The organism is Williamsia sp. Y853 (genome assembly GCF_056786495.1).
Map to the genome: position 1 here is coordinate 2,292,992 of NZ_JBXCJC010000001.1, position 16,483 is coordinate 2,309,474.

The window sequence follows — 16,483 nt, forward strand, 5'->3', positions numbered from 1 at the left end:
GCCGCGCCGTCAGGCGAGCGAGGAGTTCGTCCCGCCCGGGTTCGGAGGCAGGGCCTGCCCGTCCTTCACCAGGGTGATCGTCCCCATCTCCGCAGGTGCCTCGACAGTCGGGCCGGCAAAGCCGAACACGCCGTAGATGCCGCCGGGGGATTCCGCAGGCACCGTGTAGGAGATCGCCCTTTCGATGGTCTGGCCGGCCGGGACGTCGACGGTCTCGGGGCCGAAAATCGTTGTCGCAGTGGTACCGCCCGGAGTCAGGACGTTGACCCAGACCCGCCCCGTGTAGGCCTGGTCGGCAGGTGCGGTGATCATCAGCTTGGCGTTGACCGGGCCACCGGCCTCGGGCAGTCGGGTGGGGGTTTGCGGCGTGAGTGTCACGCGGACGGGAAGTTTAACGTCCGGCGATGCCGGCCCGGTGGAGTTCGGCGAACCGTCGCCGACCTCGGGCCATCCGTTCGCCCACACGACGCGGTCGATCATGCCCTCGCGCCGCTGAGCGCCACTGGGCAGTTTCAGATCCGCGCGTGGCACCGCGTGGTAGATCATCCAATCGGTACCGCCGTCGTCGGTGACGACGGAGTTGTGCCCGGGTCCGGCCCAGGCCTGGTTTCCGGCGAGCAGGAGAGCACCGCCGCCGGTGTTGAGGTCGTCGCCCTTGCGGTCGAGATAGGGGCCCGCCGGCGATTGGGACCGGCCGGCCAGGACCCGGTACGCGGTGTCGGCGCCGTTGCAGCAGTTGCCTGCCGAGACGAAGAGGTAGTAGTAGCCATCGTGGAAGACGATTTCGGGACCTTCGAAACGCTCGTCGGCGACCTTGATCGGAGTGCCTGACGGTGCGGTCCCGTCGGCGTTCAGCGGGACACCGTAGATGCCGTGAAAGTTTCCGACAAACAACGTCTTCGACGTTCCGTCGTCCCACAGGAACGGGTCGATGGTGCCCTTGATGCCGACATCATTCGCGCAGAACACGGGTCGGCCGAGATCGGCCCATGGCCCGATCGGGGATTCGGAGGTGGCCATGCCGATACACGGATTGGTCACGTCATACAGCGAGTAGTACAGCGTGTACGTGCCGCCTGACTTGTGTATCGACGGAGCCCAGCCCAGGTTGCCGGGGGGATGCCACGAGGGCGCGGTTGGAAAGACGTCGCCGACGTAGGCCCAGTCGACGAGGTCGAACGAGGTGAACATCGTCATGTTGTGTGCGCCTTGACCGTCGCCCCAGTCATCGGCGGTTGCGTACATGTAGTACCGGCCGTCGTCGGCGCGGATCACGCTCGGATCGGCGGCAACCGGTTGGACGATGGACTGTGCGCTTGCCGGGGAGACCGGCATCAATACCAGGGCGAGAAGGGCTGCGATCGCCACCACCACAGCTTGCCGAGCGCGAATCGAGATACCTACGTGCCCGGACTTGTGCATGGTGCTCCTCTTCAGCGCGCGATGCGCAGGTCCCGGCAAACATATAAGTCTGAACCCGAACTTGAGAGTTTGCGACGCCCGATGAGGCCGGGCTGTGATCAAAACGTGCGAAGTCCGAGATGTCCGGGCGTTTTTGTGGCCCCCTTCGCTGTGCGGGTGACAAGATGGCACACTTTGGTAAAGAATGCAGCGCATAGCTAATTCATCTGAGGGATCGCCAACCGCCGGAGGATGGTCACTAATGTTCGAAGGGGATGGCCCCCAAGGCTTTGATTCGCTGACGCGTATCGAGAGCAGTGGGGGTGATAGGTGGCGGCCGGAATCGGTGGACCTGCGCGGTGGCGAACTGCGGACGAGAGCGTTGGTATCGGTCATTCGCCGCCTGGCATCACCGGCGGCCGATCAGATCGCGTTCCTCGAGCGCCTGGACGTTGGCGTCGACGAACTCGCCCTGCAGTTCACCGAGCTCACCACCTCGATGCCGTGGGGGCTCAGCGAGGCCTGTGGTCGCGATCTGGCGTCCCTTGATCGACTCCTGGCGGAGATCTCCTCGCCGGACAATTCTCACCTGGTGGCCTTCGACGCGCTCGAGTCGGCGCCGGAGTGGACGCGGGTCCGCATCCTCGCCGACAACTTCCTGGCCGACCTGGCGCTTGCAGCGGCCGCAGACCGCTCGTGATCAGCTGATCCGGCGCAGATCGACCGGCATGCCGTCGGTCGGATAAGGCAGTGAAACCCAGCTGAGTTGTGCGGGCCTGTCCGCGGGCACGGTCCACCGGAAGTTGAGTAGGTAGTGGTGCAGCACCGACCGCACCTCGAGATCCGAGAACACCTGACCGAGGCATCGATGCGCGCCACCGCCGAACGGGTTCCACGCGAACTTGTGCGCCTTGTCCTCCTGCCGCTCGTCTGAAAAGCGTTCGGGATCAAAGCGGTCCGGATCGGTCCATAGTTCGGGCAGGTGATGGTTGTGATGCAAACCCAGTGCGACCGGCGTGTCCTTGGGGATGTGATGGCCCGCGATGATGGTGTCCGCGCGGGCTCGTCGCACGATCACCGGGACCGGGGTGATCAACCGTTGACACTCTTTGATCACGAGCGTCGCCGAACGCAGTTCGCCGAGCTGGTCCGGGTTGGGGGAGTCGGTCTGCAGCGCCATCGATTCCTGGCGGCAGCGTTCCTGCCACTCCGGATGCTTCCCGAGTTCGAAGAGGACCGTGCTCAGGGTGCTGGTGGAGGTGTCGTGGGCGGCCATCATCAGGAAGATCATGTGATTGATGACGTCGCGTTCCGACAGTCGCTCACCGTCGGCCTCGACCCGGCACAACACGCTGAACACATCGTCGCCGAGGCCTTCTCGACGCGACGGCAGATACCTCGCGAAGAACTCCTCGAGCGTTGCCCGGCCACGGACGCCCCGGCGCCAGCGGGTGAAGGGGAGTGGATAGCGCACGATCGAGGTCGCTGCCTGGACGCAACCGATGAACGACCGGTTGACGCGGTCGATCTCCCCGGGTTGCAGGTCCTCTGCGCCGCCCATGAACAGTTCGGTCGCGATGTCGAGGGTGAGTTCCTTGAGGGTCGGGTACGCGAGGTGGTGCTCCGACTCGGGCAAGGTGCGTACGTGTTCGGCGATCGTCGGCTGCATCAGTTCGGTGTAGGCGGCCAACCGCTCCCGGGTGAACGCCTTCGCCAGGATGCGTCGGTGGCTGCGATGTTCGTCGCCGTCGAGCAACATGAGGCCACGATCGAAGAACGGACCGATCAGACTGCGCCAACCGGCCCCGTTGACCAGTGCGCCGTCGCGGTTGATCAGGGCTTCCCCGAGGGCGTCGGGGCCGAGCACGAGCGCCCATTTCTGGCCAAGGAACGACAGCTCCGACACCGGACCGATGGTCCGATATTGCTTGTCCATCAACTCCAGTGGCCTGCGGAAATAGGCGTAGGAATGCCCCAGAAACGGCACGCTGCGACTACCGGCGATGGGTTTGGTGCCGACCGGCGCGGGCGATGTTCGATGGGTCATATGAATCACTTTCCTATCTGACAGGCATGCCTTCCTGATTACGTAGCGTGCATCACATGGGGGTGGGGTGTCAACATTGTGCGGTGGCGGTATCAGAGCGAAAGTACGGCGGCGCAAGCGCGCACGAGCGGGTGAGCCGTCGGCGCAGGCAATTGCTCGATGCCGCATTGGAGGTCGTCTCGTCCGTGGGAGCGGAGCGGGCGACGATGACCGCGGTCTGTCGGTCGGCGGGGCTGAGTGAGCGGTATTTCTACGAGAGCTTCGGTGGACTCGATGCGTTGATGGGCGATCTGCTCGACGAGCTCGCCTCAGAGGTCCGGGCGGCGGTCCTGGATGCCTTGTCGGACGACCCGGATGCCGCGCCCGAGCAGCAGATTCGTTCGGCGATAAGCGCTTTCATCGCAATCATGACCGAAGATCAGCGCAAGGGGCGGGTGGTGCTCACCGAGTCTCTGGGCCTGGCCGCCACCCGCGAACATCGCCGCGCGATCGTCAACGAGTTTGCAGGCCTGCTCGCGGCCAGGATTCCGGAGATTTTCGGCGACGACGCGGTGCCGGTGCAGGATCGCCGGCCCTTGGCGCTGTTGCTGGTCGGCGGGATCGCGGAACTGACCGCCGAGTGGGTGTCGGGGGGCTTGAACGCGACACCGGACCGGATCGTCGATGTGGTCACCCGCCAACTGGCGCTCAACCGGGTCGGCTGAACGCACCCGCGATGCGCGATCGAGGTCAATGCGCCAGTTTGAGGCCGACCACGGCGCCGACGATGATCAGGATGAGCGCGATCTTGAGTAAAGACGCGGTCTCTGTGCCGGTGACCATCGCGTAGGCGACGGTGAGGGCGGCGCCGATGCCCACCCAGATCGCGTAAGACGTACCGATGGGGAGTGTGCGCATCGCGTACGCGAGTCCGGCCATCGAGATGATCAGTCCGATCCCGAAGACGATGCTCGGCTGCAGTCGGGTGAACCCTTCGGACTTGCCCAGTGCTGTTGCCCAAATTGCTTCGAACACACCGGATGCAATCAATACGAGCCATGCCATGACGTTTCGGACCTCCCCGAGGAAGTACCGTCTTGTCGCTGCCCGGGTACGGTTTCGATCGTCCGGTATTGATCGTCGTTGATCTCCGATCGACCATACCCACATTTGCGCGGCGTGCGCCATGGCCGCGATCACCACCGGCGACTTCTGCCCGCAGCGACCCCGCAACAGGTTAGATTCGGGGGACACCGGATTTCGTCTGCCACCGGGAAGGGTGCGCTGTGATGCCGGACACCTGTTGCAACTGGAACCTGCGTTCGATGCCGGATCAGACCGGCAAGCGGGTGGTCATCACCGGTGCCAGCAGTGGGCTCGGCGCGATCATGGCCCGGGAGCTGTCCAAGCGGGGCGCCGAGGTGTTGATGGCCGTCCGAGACGTCGTCAAAGGCCAGCGGGTGGCGGAGGCAATTCGGGCGACGCGATCTGATGCGAGGGTGCAGGTCGGGCAGATCGATCTGACCAGCCTGCGGTCGGTCCGCGCCTTTTCGGATCGAATGACCCCCTCGGACAAGCCGATCGACTGTCTCATCCTCAACGCAGGCATCGGCAACCAGCCCCACGTCGTCACTGCGGACGGTATCGAGAGCACCTTCGCGGCCGACGTCGTCGGACATTTTGAGCTGACCGGCAAACTGTTGCCGCTTCTCGAACGGGCAAGCGCGGGGCGGGTGGTCAGCGTCGGCTCCAACCTCTATCGCCGGGTCAAGATGGAGGTCGACTTCAGCGACCTGACCTTTGAGCATGATCATTCGCCGCACGGTGCCTACGTCAGGGCGAAGGTGGCCACGGTGTTGTTTGCTGTCGAACTCGAGAAGCGACTACGCGAAAGTGGTTCGTCGGTAAGGAGTTTCGTTGCACACCCGGGGTTCACCAAGACCCCCATGCACAACACGGTGACCGGTGTTCTGCCGAGGGCGGCGATGGCGGTGGCGCATGCGACGGTGGCGCGTGAGCCGGAGGAAGGTGTCCTGCCGCTCCTTTTCGCCGCGACCAGCGAGCAGGCCGAGACCGACCGGTTCATCGGCTGGCACCTGAGAAGGGGTGACAAGCGGATCTGGAGCGACGAGATCAGGGGCGTCGGCCTCGATCGTGAGTTGGCGCTGCAGATGTGGGAAGCGATCGAGGCGGTGACCGCGGGCTCGGCCCAAGACGAATGACGTGCCGGGCGGGGGTCGATGTCCGGCAGTGACGTTCAGGCGCGTAGCCCTTTGACGAGCACCTGGACGTAGTTGTCCAGTGAGTCACGGCCGGCGGTCCGGACCGCAAACGCGGTGCCGCAGATCAGATGTTTGATATCGGCCGCATCGAGTGTCGCCGATATGACACCCTCTTGCACCCCGCGCGTGAGAACCTGCGAAATCAGTTGTCCCAGTTCGCCGAACAGCTCCTTGGTGTCCGGGCAGGCGGGGGTTTCCGATGCCAGCACCGCGGCCAGGCCGGGGTCGTCGAGCTGGAACTCGATCGCGGATCCGATCAGTTGCGCCAAGGCGTGCACGGTGTCGGGATCCTCGGCGATTTCGCGGGCGATCAGCACCAGCTTGTCGAAGGAGTCGACGGCCAGGGCCTCGAGGAGCACCTGCCGGTTGGGGAAATGTCGGTACGCCGTCCCGACCCCGACTCCGGCGTCTTTGGCCAGTGCGTTCATCGCGAGGGTGTCGTCGCCGCACGCGAGGCAGTGGCGGGCCGCGGCCAGCAACGCGTCGCGATTGCGCACCGCGTCGGCGCGGAGGCCTTCGCCTCGATGTGCGTGCTGGATGTCGTCCACAGGCCGAGTGTACCGGAGGAGAAATCCATTCGGATGATCTATCCACTTCTGCTAATGTTGCCGAAGCGGATCAATTATCCGAATCAGTTCGATCTCGATTCCACGACCAGGAGAAGCGATGAGCGAGAACACCACCCACTGGACGCTGGATCAGATGCCCGACCAGACCGGCAGGCGAGTGATCGTCACCGGAGCCAGTAGCGGTCTGGGCGCGATCGTGGTCCGGGAGTTCGCGGCACGCGGGGCAGAAGTGGTGTTGGCGGTCCGTGATCTCGACAAAGGGGAGCGGGTGGCAGCTGCGGTACGCGTTGCGCACCCGGAAGCGCGCTGCCGGGTCGACGAACTGGATCTGGCCGACCTCGCTTCAGTGGACGCATTCGCTGCCCGGATGCTGGATGACGACATCCCGCTGGACGTCCTCGTCCTCAACGCGGGCATCGCGAACCAGCCGCATGTGGTCACCGTCGACGGCATCGAGAGCACCTTCGCCACCAACGTAGTCGGACACTTTGTTCTGGCCGACCGGCTGTTGCCACTGCTCGAACGCGGTGATGATGCCCGCGTGGTAAGCGTGGGTTCCAACCTCTATCGCCGGTTCCGGGCCGACCTCGAGTTCGGGGACCTGACGTTCGGTCATGACCACTCACCGAACGGTGCGTACGTGCGCTCGAAAGTTGCGAGCGTGCTCTTCGCCGCCGAACTCGAGCGGCGATTGCGTGGGACGGGGTCGTCGGTCCGCAGTTTCATCGCACATCCCGGCATGAGCACCACGCCCATGCACGACGCGGCAACCGGCATCCTGCAGAAGACGGTCATGGCGCTCGCGCACGCGACCATCTCCCGAGATGCCGACGAGGGCGCCCTCCCGATCCTGTACGCCGCGACGAGTGATGAAGCACACGTCGGACGTCTCATCGGGTGGCATCTGCGCCGGTCGGACAAGCGGATCTGGAGCGATGAGTTCGTCGGCGCCGGCCTGGATGTGTCACTCGCGCAGCAACTGTGGACCCGGCTGTCGGCCGTCGGAATCGATGACGACTCCCGATCGTTGTGGAGCGTATGACTCTTCCCGCGCTCTTCACTCCGATCACACTTCGCGAACTGACGATCGCCAACCGGGTGTGGCTGGCGCCGATGTGTCAGTACAGCTGCTTCGCAGAGGACGGCCTGCCCACCGACTGGCATCTGGTCCACCTGGGCAGCCGGGCAACCGGTGGGTTCGGCCTCATCATGACCGAGGCATCGGCCGTGAGCGCTGACGGCCGGATCAGCCCGCAAGACGCCGGGATGTGGAGCAATCGGCACACCGAGGCGTGGCGACGGATCGTCGACTTCGTCCACGATCAGGGATCAACGATCGGGATGCAGCTCGCGCACGCCGGACGCAAGGCGTCGACCTACGCGCCGTTCGCCGAGGCCAGTGGGTCGATCTCGCCTGCGGACGGGGGGTGGGTGACCAGCGCCCCATCGGCGATCGCGTTCGACGGATACAACACCCCGGAGGCCTTGAGCCACAAGGGGATCGGTGACCTGGTCCAGGCGTTCGTCGCTGCAGCCCGCCGCGCCGACGAGGCCGGGTTCGACGTCATCGAACTCCATGCGGCCCACGGGTATCTGATCCACCAGTTCCTCTCACCGCTGTCCAACAAGCGCGACGACATGTACGGCGGCGATTTCGCCGGTCGCACACGTTTTCTGATCGAGGTCGTCGAGGCGGTACGCGCGGTGTGGCCGCCGGACAAGCCGCTGTTCGTCCGGCTCTCGGCCACCGATTGGACCGAGGGCGGCTGGACACCCGAGGACAGTGCGGAGCTCGCAAGCATTCTCGAGACCCGGGGCGTGGACCTCATCGATACGTCGACGGGCGGCAACGTCGCGGCGCAGATTCCGGTGGGTCCGGACTACCAGGTGCCGTTTGCCCGGACCATTCGTGAGCAGTCGGGGGTGCCGACTGCCGCGGTCGGTCTGATCACCGAGCCAGGACAGGCCGAGAAGATCCTCGCCTCCGAAGCCGCCGACGCGGTCCTGCTGGGCCGCGCCGCCCTGCGCGAGCCGGCCTGGCCCCTGCGCGCCGCGCACGAACTCGGCCTCGATACGGCCCAGGCGCCATACGCACCCCAGTACGTCCGTGGTGCGTGGCGGTGACCGAGGTCGGTCAGCACCGGACCTGACGTTTATCGGCGGCGCACCGTTAGCCTTGCGTAGTGAAAACACCGAAACCCATGACTGCACCGCGAATCGGCGGGCGACAACTTTCCTACATTGCGTTCGCGGTCGTCGTCATCGCGTACCTGGTGATCATCCAGTTCGGTGGCCGACTCATCGCGGGTTGGGGTGACGAGGACGACACCCTGACCACCCGCGGGGTCGTCTTCACGATGGTGATCCCACTCGGGCTCGCCCTGGCGTTCACGTATGCCGTTGTCGCAGCGTTGGGTTGGTGGCGACCGGTGATCAAGGACGACCGCCCGGTCAGCCGCTGGGTGTGGGTGGTGCCCATCGTTCTGCTTGTCGCCATCCTGATCGGCATCGACTACAGCGCGCTCGCCGACAAAGGGTGGCTGTTCATCGTTGTGCTGCTCGTTGCGACCCAATTCGTCGGGTGGGGCGAGGAAGGTATGTTCCGCGGTATCGGTGTGACCATGCTGCGCAACCACGGCCTGCGAGAGGGCCGAGTTGCGTTGTGGTCCAGCCTCATCTTCGGTGCAGTCCACCTGACAAACGTCTTCGGCAATGGTGCGTCCGCGATCCCTCAGGCGATCATGGTCAGCTTCGCCGGCTACTTCTTCTATCTGACCCGCCGGGTCTCGGGCAACAACGCCCTCAACTCGATACTGCACGGACTCTTCGACTTCGCACTGCTCAGCGGGTCAGCGATCCTCCTGGACCAGCAGAGCTACGTCGGGGCCTTCGCCCCCATCCTCGTGTACCCGATCCTGGCCATCATCTTGTTCGTCAAACGGCACGACATCGAACCGTCCCGCCGCGACGGTACCGCGGTCAAGTCTGCCGCGTAGCAGGCGTTCTCGCGGTCGCCGACGAATCAGCAGCAGCGGCCTTGCGGATTGTTGTCCTGCGCGGCGTAGCGATGTCGCCAGTAGTCACGCTCGGTCAACGGCGCCGTGTCCGGATGTCGTGAGCGGTGGTATGCGATGTAGCGCTGATAGTCGTTGTCACCCATGACCGACCCGATGTACCAACGCACCGCCCGGATGCCGCGCCGCGTCATCGAACCACTGGTGGTGGCTTCTCCTTGAGGTACTCGTCCCATTCTCGCTGCACCTCCTTTTCTGCCGGTGTTGCGATCATCCCGCTGGGTGCGAAGATGCTGGACTCGGTCGGTTCGTCCTCGGTGGTGGGGAGGCCGCGATTGCGAATCGCCTTGATGGACACGAATATTGCCGCAATGACGACGATCAGGACGAGCACCGCAAACACGATCGACAACGTGCCCTGGATGAACGTATTGCGGATCACGGCATCGATCTCTCCGGATGTTTTCGCGTTTTTGAAGACGGTCAGGCCTGAATCCTTCGCATCGACAAAATCTTGATGCTGTTGCCAATAGCCGATGGCCGGATTGTTCGAAAAGATCTTCTCCCACGATGCGGTCATGGTCACGACCAGATCCCAGACCAGCGGAACACCGGGGATCCACGCCCATTTGAACAGTCCGCGTTTGAGCACGATCACCAGCACCACCGTCAACGCGATTGCAGCCAGCAACTGGTTGGCGATGCCGAAGAGCGGGAATAGGGTGTTGATGCCGCCGAGGGGATCGGTCACACCCATCAGCAGGATCGACCCCCACAGGCCCACCACGATCAGGGTGCACAACCAGGCGCCGGGACGCCACGAAGGATCTTTGAAACGCTTGCCGCCCTTCACATTGCTGAGCCCGTCCGAGAGCATGAACCGGGCGACGCGGGTCCCGGCGTCCACGGTTGTCAGGATGAACAATGCCTCGAACATGATCGCGAAGTGATACCAGAAGGACCGCAACGATTCTCCACCGAACGCACTCTGCATGGTGTCGGCCATGCCCATCGCCAGTGTTGGTGCGCCACCGGTCTTGGAGATGATCGACTGTTCGCCGACTGCTCTGGCCGCTTCCTCCAATTGCGCGGCGGTGGCAGGTTCACCCCGCAGGCCCGGCAGGCCGTTGACGTATTCCGCAGCGGTTTCCGGGGTTCCACCGGTGACCGCCGCCGGTGCGTTCATCGCGAAGTACAGGTGCTGATTGAGGATGCAGGCGGTGATCAACGCCATGATCGCCACAAACGACTCGGTCAGCATGCCGCCGTATCCGATGATCCGCGCCTGACTTTCCTTCTCGAGCATCTTCGGTGTTGTCCCCGAGGCGATCAGCGCATGGAAGCCCGAGAGTGCGCCGCACGCGATGGTGATGAAGAGGAACGGGAACAACGCTCCGGCAAAAGCCGGACCCTCACCGTTGCTCGCGAACTCGCTGACCGCCGGTGCTTGCATCACCGGTCGTGCGATCACGATGCCCAGTGCCAGCAGCACGATCGTGCCGACCTTCATGAAGGTCGACAGGTAGTCGCGCGGTGCCAGCAGCAGCCAGACGGGCAACACCGCCGCGGCGAATCCGTAGATGATGATGCACCAGCTCAGGACCACGGGTGAAAGGCTGAAAAGGTCGCGGCCCCAGCCTGATTCACCAACCCAGCGTCCTGAGATGATCGCCAGTATCAGCAGTGCGAAGCCGATCAGCGAGACCTCTGACACCCGGCCCGGCCGCAGAACGCGCAGATACACACCCATGAACAGTGCGATGGGGATGGTCATGGCGATCGAGAAGACACCCCAAGGACTTTCGGCCAACGCGTTGACAACCACCAGGGCCAGCACCGCGATCAAGATGATCATGATGGCGAAGACGGCGATCAATGCTGCAAATCCACCGATATCTCCGAGTTCGTCGCGGGCCATCTGCCCGAGGCTTCTGCCTCGTCGCCGCACCGAGATCGAGAGCACCAGGTAATCCTGGACGCACCCGGCGAGCACCGCGCCGATGATGATCCAGATGGTGCCGGGCAGGTAGCCCATCTGCGACGCCAGCACCGGTCCCACCAGCGGCCCGGCGCCGGCGATGGCCGCGAAGTGGTGGCCGAACAACACCCGTCGATCGGTGGGCATGTAATCCTGGGCGTTGTCGAGGACCTCGGCCGGGGTGGCGTGATCATCGCGCGGACGGACGATCTTCATCTCGATGAGCCGCGCGTAGAACCGGTAGCCGATGATGTACGTGCAGATCGCGGCGATGACAAACCAGACGGCGTTGACGGACTCGCCACGCACAAACGCGATGATCGCCCAGGCGAACGCGCCGACGATGGCGATCACCGCGAAGATGACCCGCTTTCCGACTGTCATCGGGCTGCGATCGATGACCGCCACCGGCGGTAGATCGGGGTCGGTGCGGATCAGATCGATGTTTGGGTCCGGTCGGCGTTCCTGGGTGTCGGTCACCGTGACTCCTGGGTGCGTTGTGGGCGGTAGGAGGCTACCTCCCCATTGTGACGCGCATCACACAATGCTCGGTCCAGATCAGTGATCTTCACCCTTCCGATCGATGGTCGCTGCGCTCATCGGGTGATGGTGCTCTTGCCGAGCGCCCGCGACGCGGGTGTCGGTGGGTCCCGGGACTGAGCCCCATGCGGATTGTCGGGTGGCCGGATCAGGGAGCGCGGAACCTCGTGTGCGTGCCTCACGGCTTCGGTAGGTTCTCCTCATGGAGCGAATGGCGCCGGTCGACGCCCAGATGTACTGGATGTCGGACAAGATCCCCAACGACCAGTTCCTGCTCTACGCCTTCACTGGCGTGCCGCGCCAGATCGATGCCGCGATCGACGATGTCCTCGAGCGGGCGCGGGCGGTGGCAGATCTGGGTCTTCGGATCGCCGACGTCGACTGCGCTCTCGACTACCCGTACTGGGTCCGCGGCGGCGTCGACCGCGACCAGATCGTGGTGCACAGCGAAGGATCCACCGAGTGGTCCGATTGTCTACGGGTGGTGGCGGGACTGGCCGATGACCAGCTCGACGCACGGGAGTGCACCTGGCGGCTGCATCTGTTCGAGGCCGTGGAAAGAGTGCCGAACTGTGGCCTCGCGGCCACCGTGGCAGTGCTGCAGGTGAGCCACGCGCTGGCCGACGGGCGCCGATCATCTGACCTGGCCCGTGCGATCTTTGCGCCGCAGGATCCCGGCGAATCGGTCACCGCCGAGGTCGATACGCCCTATTCGGTGGTGCACGCTGCTGTGCTTGCGGCCGTCCGCCTACCCCAACAGATCGGGGTGCTGGGCCTGCGGGCGGTGGAGGCCACCCGCACCTATCGCCGGCTGGTCGACGACGTCGCCGCCGGGGCGGTGCCTCCGCCATCGGAAGGTCGACCGCTGCTGTCGACCAACACCCGTCCGGACGGCGACCGGGCGATCCGCACCCTGGTGCTGCGCCGCGACGACTTCCCCGGTCCGACGGTGACCATCAGCGCGCTCACCGCGATCTCGCTGGCTCTGTCCGATCACTTGCGTTCGATCGGCGAGGATCCCACCACTCTCGGCGCCGAGGTGACGATGGAGAAGTTCGGGAAACCGATGGCGCGTAACCACTTTCGAAACGTCGGTATCGGATTGTTCTCGGGGACGGCCGCGCTGGATGATCGGACGGCGTGCATTGCGCAGGCACTGGGGGAGCGGCAGCTGCGTAACAGCCATCCGGCACTGCGGGCCTCCGACGAAGCCTTCGCGGCGATACCGGCACCGCTACTGCGTTGGGGTGTGGCGCAATTCGATCCTGCCGTGGTCCCGAAGACGGTCAATGGCAACACCGTGGTGTCGAGTGTGAATCGGGGTGGCGCCGACCTGAGATTCGGGGGGCGACCAGTCGCGTTCACCGCAGGCTATCCGGCGCTCTCGCCGGTGATGAGTGTGACGCACGGTGTGCACGGCATCGGCGACACAGTAGCGATCAGTGTCCATGCCGCTGTGTCGGCAATGGACGACATCGACGGCTACATGGATATGTTGCAGGCCTCGATCGCTTGGAATCAGATCGTCAGGGCTTCCGGCCGCTAGTGCTGCGAGCCGCTCTATTCGTGGCCGTTCTTGCTGCGCACCAACCGTTTCGGCAACCGTCCGACGAGTTCTCCGAGCGGTGCGACGGCGTCATTGAGCGCCTCAGCGGCAGAATTGAGTTCCAGCACCGTCTCCTGGAGGCTCGCGATACTCGGGGGCAGCTGAGCCAGCATCTCGACGAGTTCGGACAGGCGGTCGATGGGGCCGCCCGGGACGATGGCCCGTTCCAGGGCGCCGCCCTCGCCGACGAGTTGTTCCAGCAGGCCCTCTTCGACGGTCAGCCGATCGAGGAAACCTTCGTCCTCGGAGATCCGGTCGAGTAGACCACCCTCTTTGGTGAGTTTGGCGAGCACCCCGTCCTCGGACAGCAGGCGATCCACCGGCCCGCCCCGCGACAGCAGCCGGTCGAGTGGGCCGCCGGCCTCGGTCATCTGGTCGAGCACCCCATCGTCGGCCAGGACGCGTTCGACCAGGCCGTCCTCGGCGAGCAGGCGGTCGAGTGGGCCGCCGCGCGCGAGGATTCGTCCGAGTGAGCGGTCTTCTTCGAGCAGTTCACCGAGCTGGTTGAGCAGCTGCAACGGGCTGCGGAACGCAGGTGTCTCCCGCATGCCCATCGTGACGGCGATTTCGTGGTGTGCGTTCTCTACGGCGATCCGGCTGAGCGCAACGGTGGCCTCGACGGCGCTGAGCGCGGCGCCTGCCACCGCAAAGCCCAGCCGCGTCGGGATCTCGATCACCAATCTGGCATCCATGACTTCACCCTAGGGGTTCGGCATAACTCGCGGACACATTCACCGCCTTGGCCGGCTCAGTCGGCTTTTGCCGCCTTGGCTGCAGCTTTCGCCTTCTTCTTGAACTCGCGGACTTCCTGCAGGCTCACATTGTCGACGACATCAGCTACCGATCGGCGTTCGCCGTCGTTGCCGTAGTCCCCGGCAGCCTGGCGCCAGCCCTCCGGTTCCACACCCACCTGCTTGCCGAGCAGTGCGAGGAAGATGCGGGCTTTCATGTCGCCCCAGCCAGGCAGCGATTTGAGGCGTTTGAGCACCGTCTTGCCGTCCGGATCGCCCTCAGTCCAGATGGCCGAAGGGTTGCCGTCGTAGTTGTCGACGATGAAAACCGCGAGATCATGGATGCGCTTGGCCATCGAACCGGGGAAGCGGTGGATGGCCGGGGTCTGCGAGCACAGGGCCACGAACTCATCCGGATCGGAGGCAGCGATCTTCTGCAGATCGAAGCCGTCCATCCGCTCGGCGATTTTCTGCGGGCCCTTGAATGCCGCTTCCATCGGGAACTGCTGATCCAGGGTCATACCGACAACCAGCGCGAAGTCGTCGACGGACAGGAGCTTGTCGGCTTCTGGTTCTTGCGCGATACAGATGTGGCGGGTCATGCGGACCTCCGGTGGCCGGGAAAATTCTGCCAGTCCAGCTTATCGGCAGTGCTGCGAGCGGCCCAGAGCGTCCCGGCGAACCGGTTGGATGCACAAGAGTTGGGTCAATCCGCAGTGCTCGGTCGGTGGTGGTCGAGCCAGAGATGGATTGTCTTCTACCGACTTACGGACTCGTAGGGGACTGAGGGCGTAACGTCAGCTGGTGGCGAAACCTGTCAGAGCCGGCAGCCGCCGCCCGGAAGGTAGGTGTGATTCCTATGTCCACTGGTGCTGCGCAGGACCCAAGGTCGGCGGCGGCCGGAGAAGCCCACGTGGCCAAGGTCATCGGGGTCACCGTGGCCGCTGCAGTGGGTGGTTTTCTTTTCGGCTTCGACAGCTCTGTGGTCAACGGCGCCGTCAACTCCATCCGCGACCAGTTCGAGCTGAATCACTTCATGCAGGGTTTCGCGGTCGCGATCGCGCTGCTCGGATGTGCCCTCGGTGCCTGGTTCGCGGGCCGGCTGGCAGACATCTGGGGTCGCAAGAAAGTGATGTTGCTTGGCTCGGCGTTGTTCATCGCGTCGGCGATCGGCACCGGTCTGGCGTTTGCGGTCCTGGACCTGTTGTTCTGGCGTGTGATCGGTGGCCTCGGGATCGGTATCGCGTCGGTGATCGCCCCGGCCTATATCGCGGAGATCGCCCCGGCCCGTTACCGCGGTGCACTCGGATCACTGCAGCAGTTGGCCATCACCATGGGCATTTTTGTTGCCCTTCTCTCGGACGCACTGATCGCCGACAGCGCAGGCAATGCCTCCAACGACTTCTGGTTGGGTCTCGAGGCCTGGCGATGGATGTTCATAGTCGGCGTCATCCCGGCACTGGTCTACGGGGTGCTGGCGCTCCTCATCCCGGAGTCACCGCGTTATCTGGTGGGTAGCAATCTCGATGAAGAGGCCGCGCGCATTTTGACCGAGGTGACGGGGGAGGTCGATCCACTGGCCCGCGTCAAAGAGATCCGGTTGACCCTCAAACGCGAATCTGCGGTGTCCATCAAGGACATTCGTGGCCCGTCGTTCGGCCTGCATCCGCTGGTGTGGGTGGGTATCTGGATTGCTGTGCTGCAGCAGTTCGTCGGGATCAACGCAATCTTCTACTACTCCACGACGCTGTGGCAGTCGGTCGGATTCAGCGAAAGCGAATCGTTCCGGACCTCGGTCATCACGGCCGTGATCAACGTGGTGATGACCTTCGTTGCGATCATGTTCGTCGACCGGATCGGCAGGCGACAGCTGTTGCTGATCGGCTCTGTGGGCATGTTCATCGGACTCGTGATGGCGTGTGTCGCGTTCACGCAGCAGATCGGGTCCGGTGACAACATCTCGCTTCCCGACCCATGGGGTGTGGTCGCACTCATCGGTGCCAACCTGTTTGTGGTCGCATTCGCGGCCACCTGGGGCCCGGTGATGTGGGTGATGCTCGGAGAGATGTTCCCCAACCGCATCCGCGGTGTGGCATTGGGTGTGTGCACGGGCGTGAACTGGCTTGCCAACTTCACCATCTCGCTGCTCTTCCCCGAACTCAACAGCGTGCTGGGACTGGCATGGATCTACGGATTCTTTGCATTCTGCGCGTTCGCGTCCTGGTTCTATGTGCACAGCAAGGTGCCCGAAACCAAGGGGATGGAGCTCGAAGACATGGATACACTCGGAGAGGTGGAGGCAGCTCTCAAGAGACAGAAGAAGGCACAATAGCGCC

16 protein-coding genes and 1 riboswitch are annotated in these 16,483 nt (G+C 64.2%); of the genes, 8 read left to right on the forward strand and 8 right to left on the reverse strand.

Translation table 11 applies throughout. The annotated features are described in order from the left end of the window. Window positions 1-9: 9 nt before the first annotated feature. Window positions 10-1,422, reverse strand: a complete 1,413-nt coding sequence (locus AC1TPF_RS10445) for a family 43 glycosylhydrolase (protein WP_482143751.1) — start codon at window positions 1,420-1,422, stop codon at window positions 10-12. Between the two features lie 241 nt (window positions 1,423-1,663). Here AC1TPF_RS10445 and AC1TPF_RS10450 point away from each other — a divergent pair, with 241 nt between their 5' ends. After that, window positions 1,664-2,101 carry a hypothetical protein gene (locus AC1TPF_RS10450; RefSeq protein ID WP_482143753.1) on the forward strand — a complete coding sequence of 146 codons (438 nt, stop codon included), beginning with the start codon at window positions 1,664-1,666 and terminating at the stop codon, window positions 2,099-2,101. On the opposite strand, the gene AC1TPF_RS10455 is transcribed toward AC1TPF_RS10450, so the two are convergent. Next, the gene (locus AC1TPF_RS10455; protein ID WP_482135205.1) at window positions 2,102-3,448 is read right to left on the reverse strand and encodes a cytochrome P450; all 1,347 of its coding nucleotides are present in this window, start codon (window positions 3,446-3,448) and stop codon (window positions 2,102-2,104) included. 83 nt (window positions 3,449-3,531) lie between these two features. On the opposite strand from AC1TPF_RS10455, the gene AC1TPF_RS10460 reads away from it, so the two are divergent. Beyond that, window positions 3,532-4,152 (forward strand): TetR/AcrR family transcriptional regulator, encoded by a 621-nt coding sequence (locus AC1TPF_RS10460; RefSeq protein WP_482135204.1) that lies wholly within the window; start codon window positions 3,532-3,534, stop codon window positions 4,150-4,152. A 25-nt stretch (window positions 4,153-4,177) separates the two neighbouring features. Here the strand turns inward: AC1TPF_RS10460 and AC1TPF_RS10465 are convergent, their stop codons facing one another. Further along, window positions 4,178-4,492, reverse strand: coding sequence for a DMT family transporter (locus AC1TPF_RS10465; RefSeq protein WP_482135203.1), 315 nt, complete (start codon window positions 4,490-4,492; stop codon window positions 4,178-4,180). Window positions 4,493-4,513: 21 nt separating this feature from the next. Then, a riboswitch (guanidine-III (ykkC-III) riboswitch) is annotated at window positions 4,514-4,581 on the reverse strand. Window positions 4,582-4,752: 171 nt separating this feature from the next. Between AC1TPF_RS10465 and AC1TPF_RS10470 the strand changes: the two genes are divergently transcribed. Further along, entirely contained in the window at window positions 4,753-5,649 is an 897-nt protein-coding gene (locus AC1TPF_RS10470) for an SDR family NAD(P)-dependent oxidoreductase (RefSeq protein ID WP_482143754.1), read from the forward strand. Window positions 5,650-5,684: 35 nt separating this feature from the next. On the opposite strand, the gene AC1TPF_RS10475 is transcribed toward AC1TPF_RS10470, so the two are convergent. Further along, a complete protein-coding gene (locus tag AC1TPF_RS10475; protein WP_482135201.1) occupies window positions 5,685-6,257 on the reverse strand; it encodes a TetR/AcrR family transcriptional regulator in 573 nt (190 codons plus the stop codon). A 118-nt stretch (window positions 6,258-6,375) separates the two neighbouring features. On the opposite strand from AC1TPF_RS10475, the gene AC1TPF_RS10480 reads away from it, so the two are divergent. The 3 genes from AC1TPF_RS10480 to AC1TPF_RS10490 all read left to right on the forward strand — a co-directional run bounded on the left by AC1TPF_RS10480 (window position 6,376) and on the right by AC1TPF_RS10490 (window position 9,274). Further along, window positions 6,376-7,320: an SDR family NAD(P)-dependent oxidoreductase gene (locus tag AC1TPF_RS10480; RefSeq protein ID WP_482143756.1), complete on the forward strand. Its 945-nt coding sequence runs from the start codon at window positions 6,376-6,378 to the stop codon at window positions 7,318-7,320. Next, entirely contained in the window at window positions 7,317-8,402 is a 1,086-nt protein-coding gene (locus AC1TPF_RS10485) for an NADH:flavin oxidoreductase/NADH oxidase (protein ID WP_482143757.1), read from the forward strand. Before AC1TPF_RS10480 ends, AC1TPF_RS10485 begins: the two co-directional genes overlap by 4 nt. Before the next feature lie 77 nt (window positions 8,403-8,479). Beyond that, window positions 8,480-9,274 carry a CPBP family intramembrane glutamic endopeptidase gene (locus AC1TPF_RS10490; protein WP_482143759.1) on the forward strand — a complete coding sequence of 265 codons (795 nt, stop codon included), beginning with the start codon at window positions 8,480-8,482 and terminating at the stop codon, window positions 9,272-9,274. Between the two features lie 26 nt (window positions 9,275-9,300). Here the strand turns inward: AC1TPF_RS10490 and AC1TPF_RS10495 are convergent, their stop codons facing one another. Beyond that, on the reverse strand, window positions 9,301-9,486 hold the full coding sequence (locus AC1TPF_RS10495) for a YbdD/YjiX family protein (protein ID WP_482135197.1): 186 nt from the start codon (window positions 9,484-9,486) through the stop codon (window positions 9,301-9,303). Then, window positions 9,483-11,750 (reverse strand): carbon starvation CstA family protein, encoded by a 2,268-nt coding sequence (locus AC1TPF_RS10500; RefSeq protein ID WP_482135196.1) that lies wholly within the window; start codon window positions 11,748-11,750, stop codon window positions 9,483-9,485. Before AC1TPF_RS10500 ends, AC1TPF_RS10495 begins: the two co-directional genes overlap by 4 nt. Window positions 11,751-12,012: 262 nt before the next feature. On the opposite strand from AC1TPF_RS10500, the gene AC1TPF_RS10505 reads away from it, so the two are divergent. Continuing rightward, entirely contained in the window at window positions 12,013-13,356 is a 1,344-nt protein-coding gene (locus AC1TPF_RS10505) for a WS/DGAT/MGAT family O-acyltransferase (protein WP_482143761.1), read from the forward strand. A 14-nt stretch (window positions 13,357-13,370) separates the two neighbouring features. Here AC1TPF_RS10505 and AC1TPF_RS10510 read toward each other — a convergent pair whose 3' ends face one another. Both AC1TPF_RS10510 and AC1TPF_RS10515 read right to left on the reverse strand, forming a co-directional pair. Further along, on the reverse strand, window positions 13,371-14,108 hold the full coding sequence (locus AC1TPF_RS10510) for a hypothetical protein (RefSeq protein ID WP_482135194.1): 738 nt from the start codon (window positions 14,106-14,108) through the stop codon (window positions 13,371-13,373). Window positions 14,109-14,164: 56 nt separating this feature from the next. After that, complete coding sequence (locus AC1TPF_RS10515; protein ID WP_482135193.1) at window positions 14,165-14,749, reverse strand: HhH-GPD-type base excision DNA repair protein; 585 nt, start codon at window positions 14,747-14,749, stop codon at window positions 14,165-14,167. A gap of 257 nt (window positions 14,750-15,006) precedes the next feature. Between AC1TPF_RS10515 and AC1TPF_RS10520 the strand changes: the two genes are divergently transcribed. After that, window positions 15,007-16,479 (forward strand): sugar porter family MFS transporter, encoded by a 1,473-nt coding sequence (locus AC1TPF_RS10520; RefSeq protein WP_482135192.1) that lies wholly within the window; start codon window positions 15,007-15,009, stop codon window positions 16,477-16,479. The last annotated feature ends 4 nt before the right edge of the window (window positions 16,480-16,483 follow it).

Coding starts and splice junctions, on each gene's coding strand:
- AC1TPF_RS10445 (WP_482143751.1), bottom strand. CDS start 1,422: ATGCACAAGTCCGGGCACGTAGGTATCTCGATTCGCGCTCGGCAAGCT.
- AC1TPF_RS10450 (WP_482143753.1), top strand. CDS start 1,664: ATGTTCGAAGGGGATGGCCCCCAAGGCTTTGATTCGCTGACGCGTATC.
- AC1TPF_RS10455 (WP_482135205.1), bottom strand. CDS start 3,448: ATGACCCATCGAACATCGCCCGCGCCGGTCGGCACCAAACCCATCGCC.
- AC1TPF_RS10465 (WP_482135203.1), bottom strand. CDS start 4,492: ATGGCATGGCTCGTATTGATTGCATCCGGTGTGTTCGAAGCAATTTGG.
- AC1TPF_RS10470 (WP_482143754.1), top strand. CDS start 4,753: ATGCCGGATCAGACCGGCAAGCGGGTGGTCATCACCGGTGCCAGCAGT.
- AC1TPF_RS10480 (WP_482143756.1), top strand. CDS start 6,376: ATGAGCGAGAACACCACCCACTGGACGCTGGATCAGATGCCCGACCAG.
- AC1TPF_RS10485 (WP_482143757.1), top strand. CDS start 7,317: ATGACTCTTCCCGCGCTCTTCACTCCGATCACACTTCGCGAACTGACG.
- AC1TPF_RS10490 (WP_482143759.1), top strand. CDS start 8,480: ATGACTGCACCGCGAATCGGCGGGCGACAACTTTCCTACATTGCGTTC.
- AC1TPF_RS10495 (WP_482135197.1), bottom strand. CDS start 9,486: ATGACGCGGCGCGGCATCCGGGCGGTGCGTTGGTACATCGGGTCGGTC.
- AC1TPF_RS10505 (WP_482143761.1), top strand. CDS start 12,013: ATGGAGCGAATGGCGCCGGTCGACGCCCAGATGTACTGGATGTCGGAC.
- AC1TPF_RS10510 (WP_482135194.1), bottom strand. CDS start 14,108: ATGGATGCCAGATTGGTGATCGAGATCCCGACGCGGCTGGGCTTTGCG.
- AC1TPF_RS10515 (WP_482135193.1), bottom strand. CDS start 14,749: ATGACCCGCCACATCTGTATCGCGCAAGAACCAGAAGCCGACAAGCTC.
- AC1TPF_RS10520 (WP_482135192.1), top strand. CDS start 15,007: ATGTCCACTGGTGCTGCGCAGGACCCAAGGTCGGCGGCGGCCGGAGAA.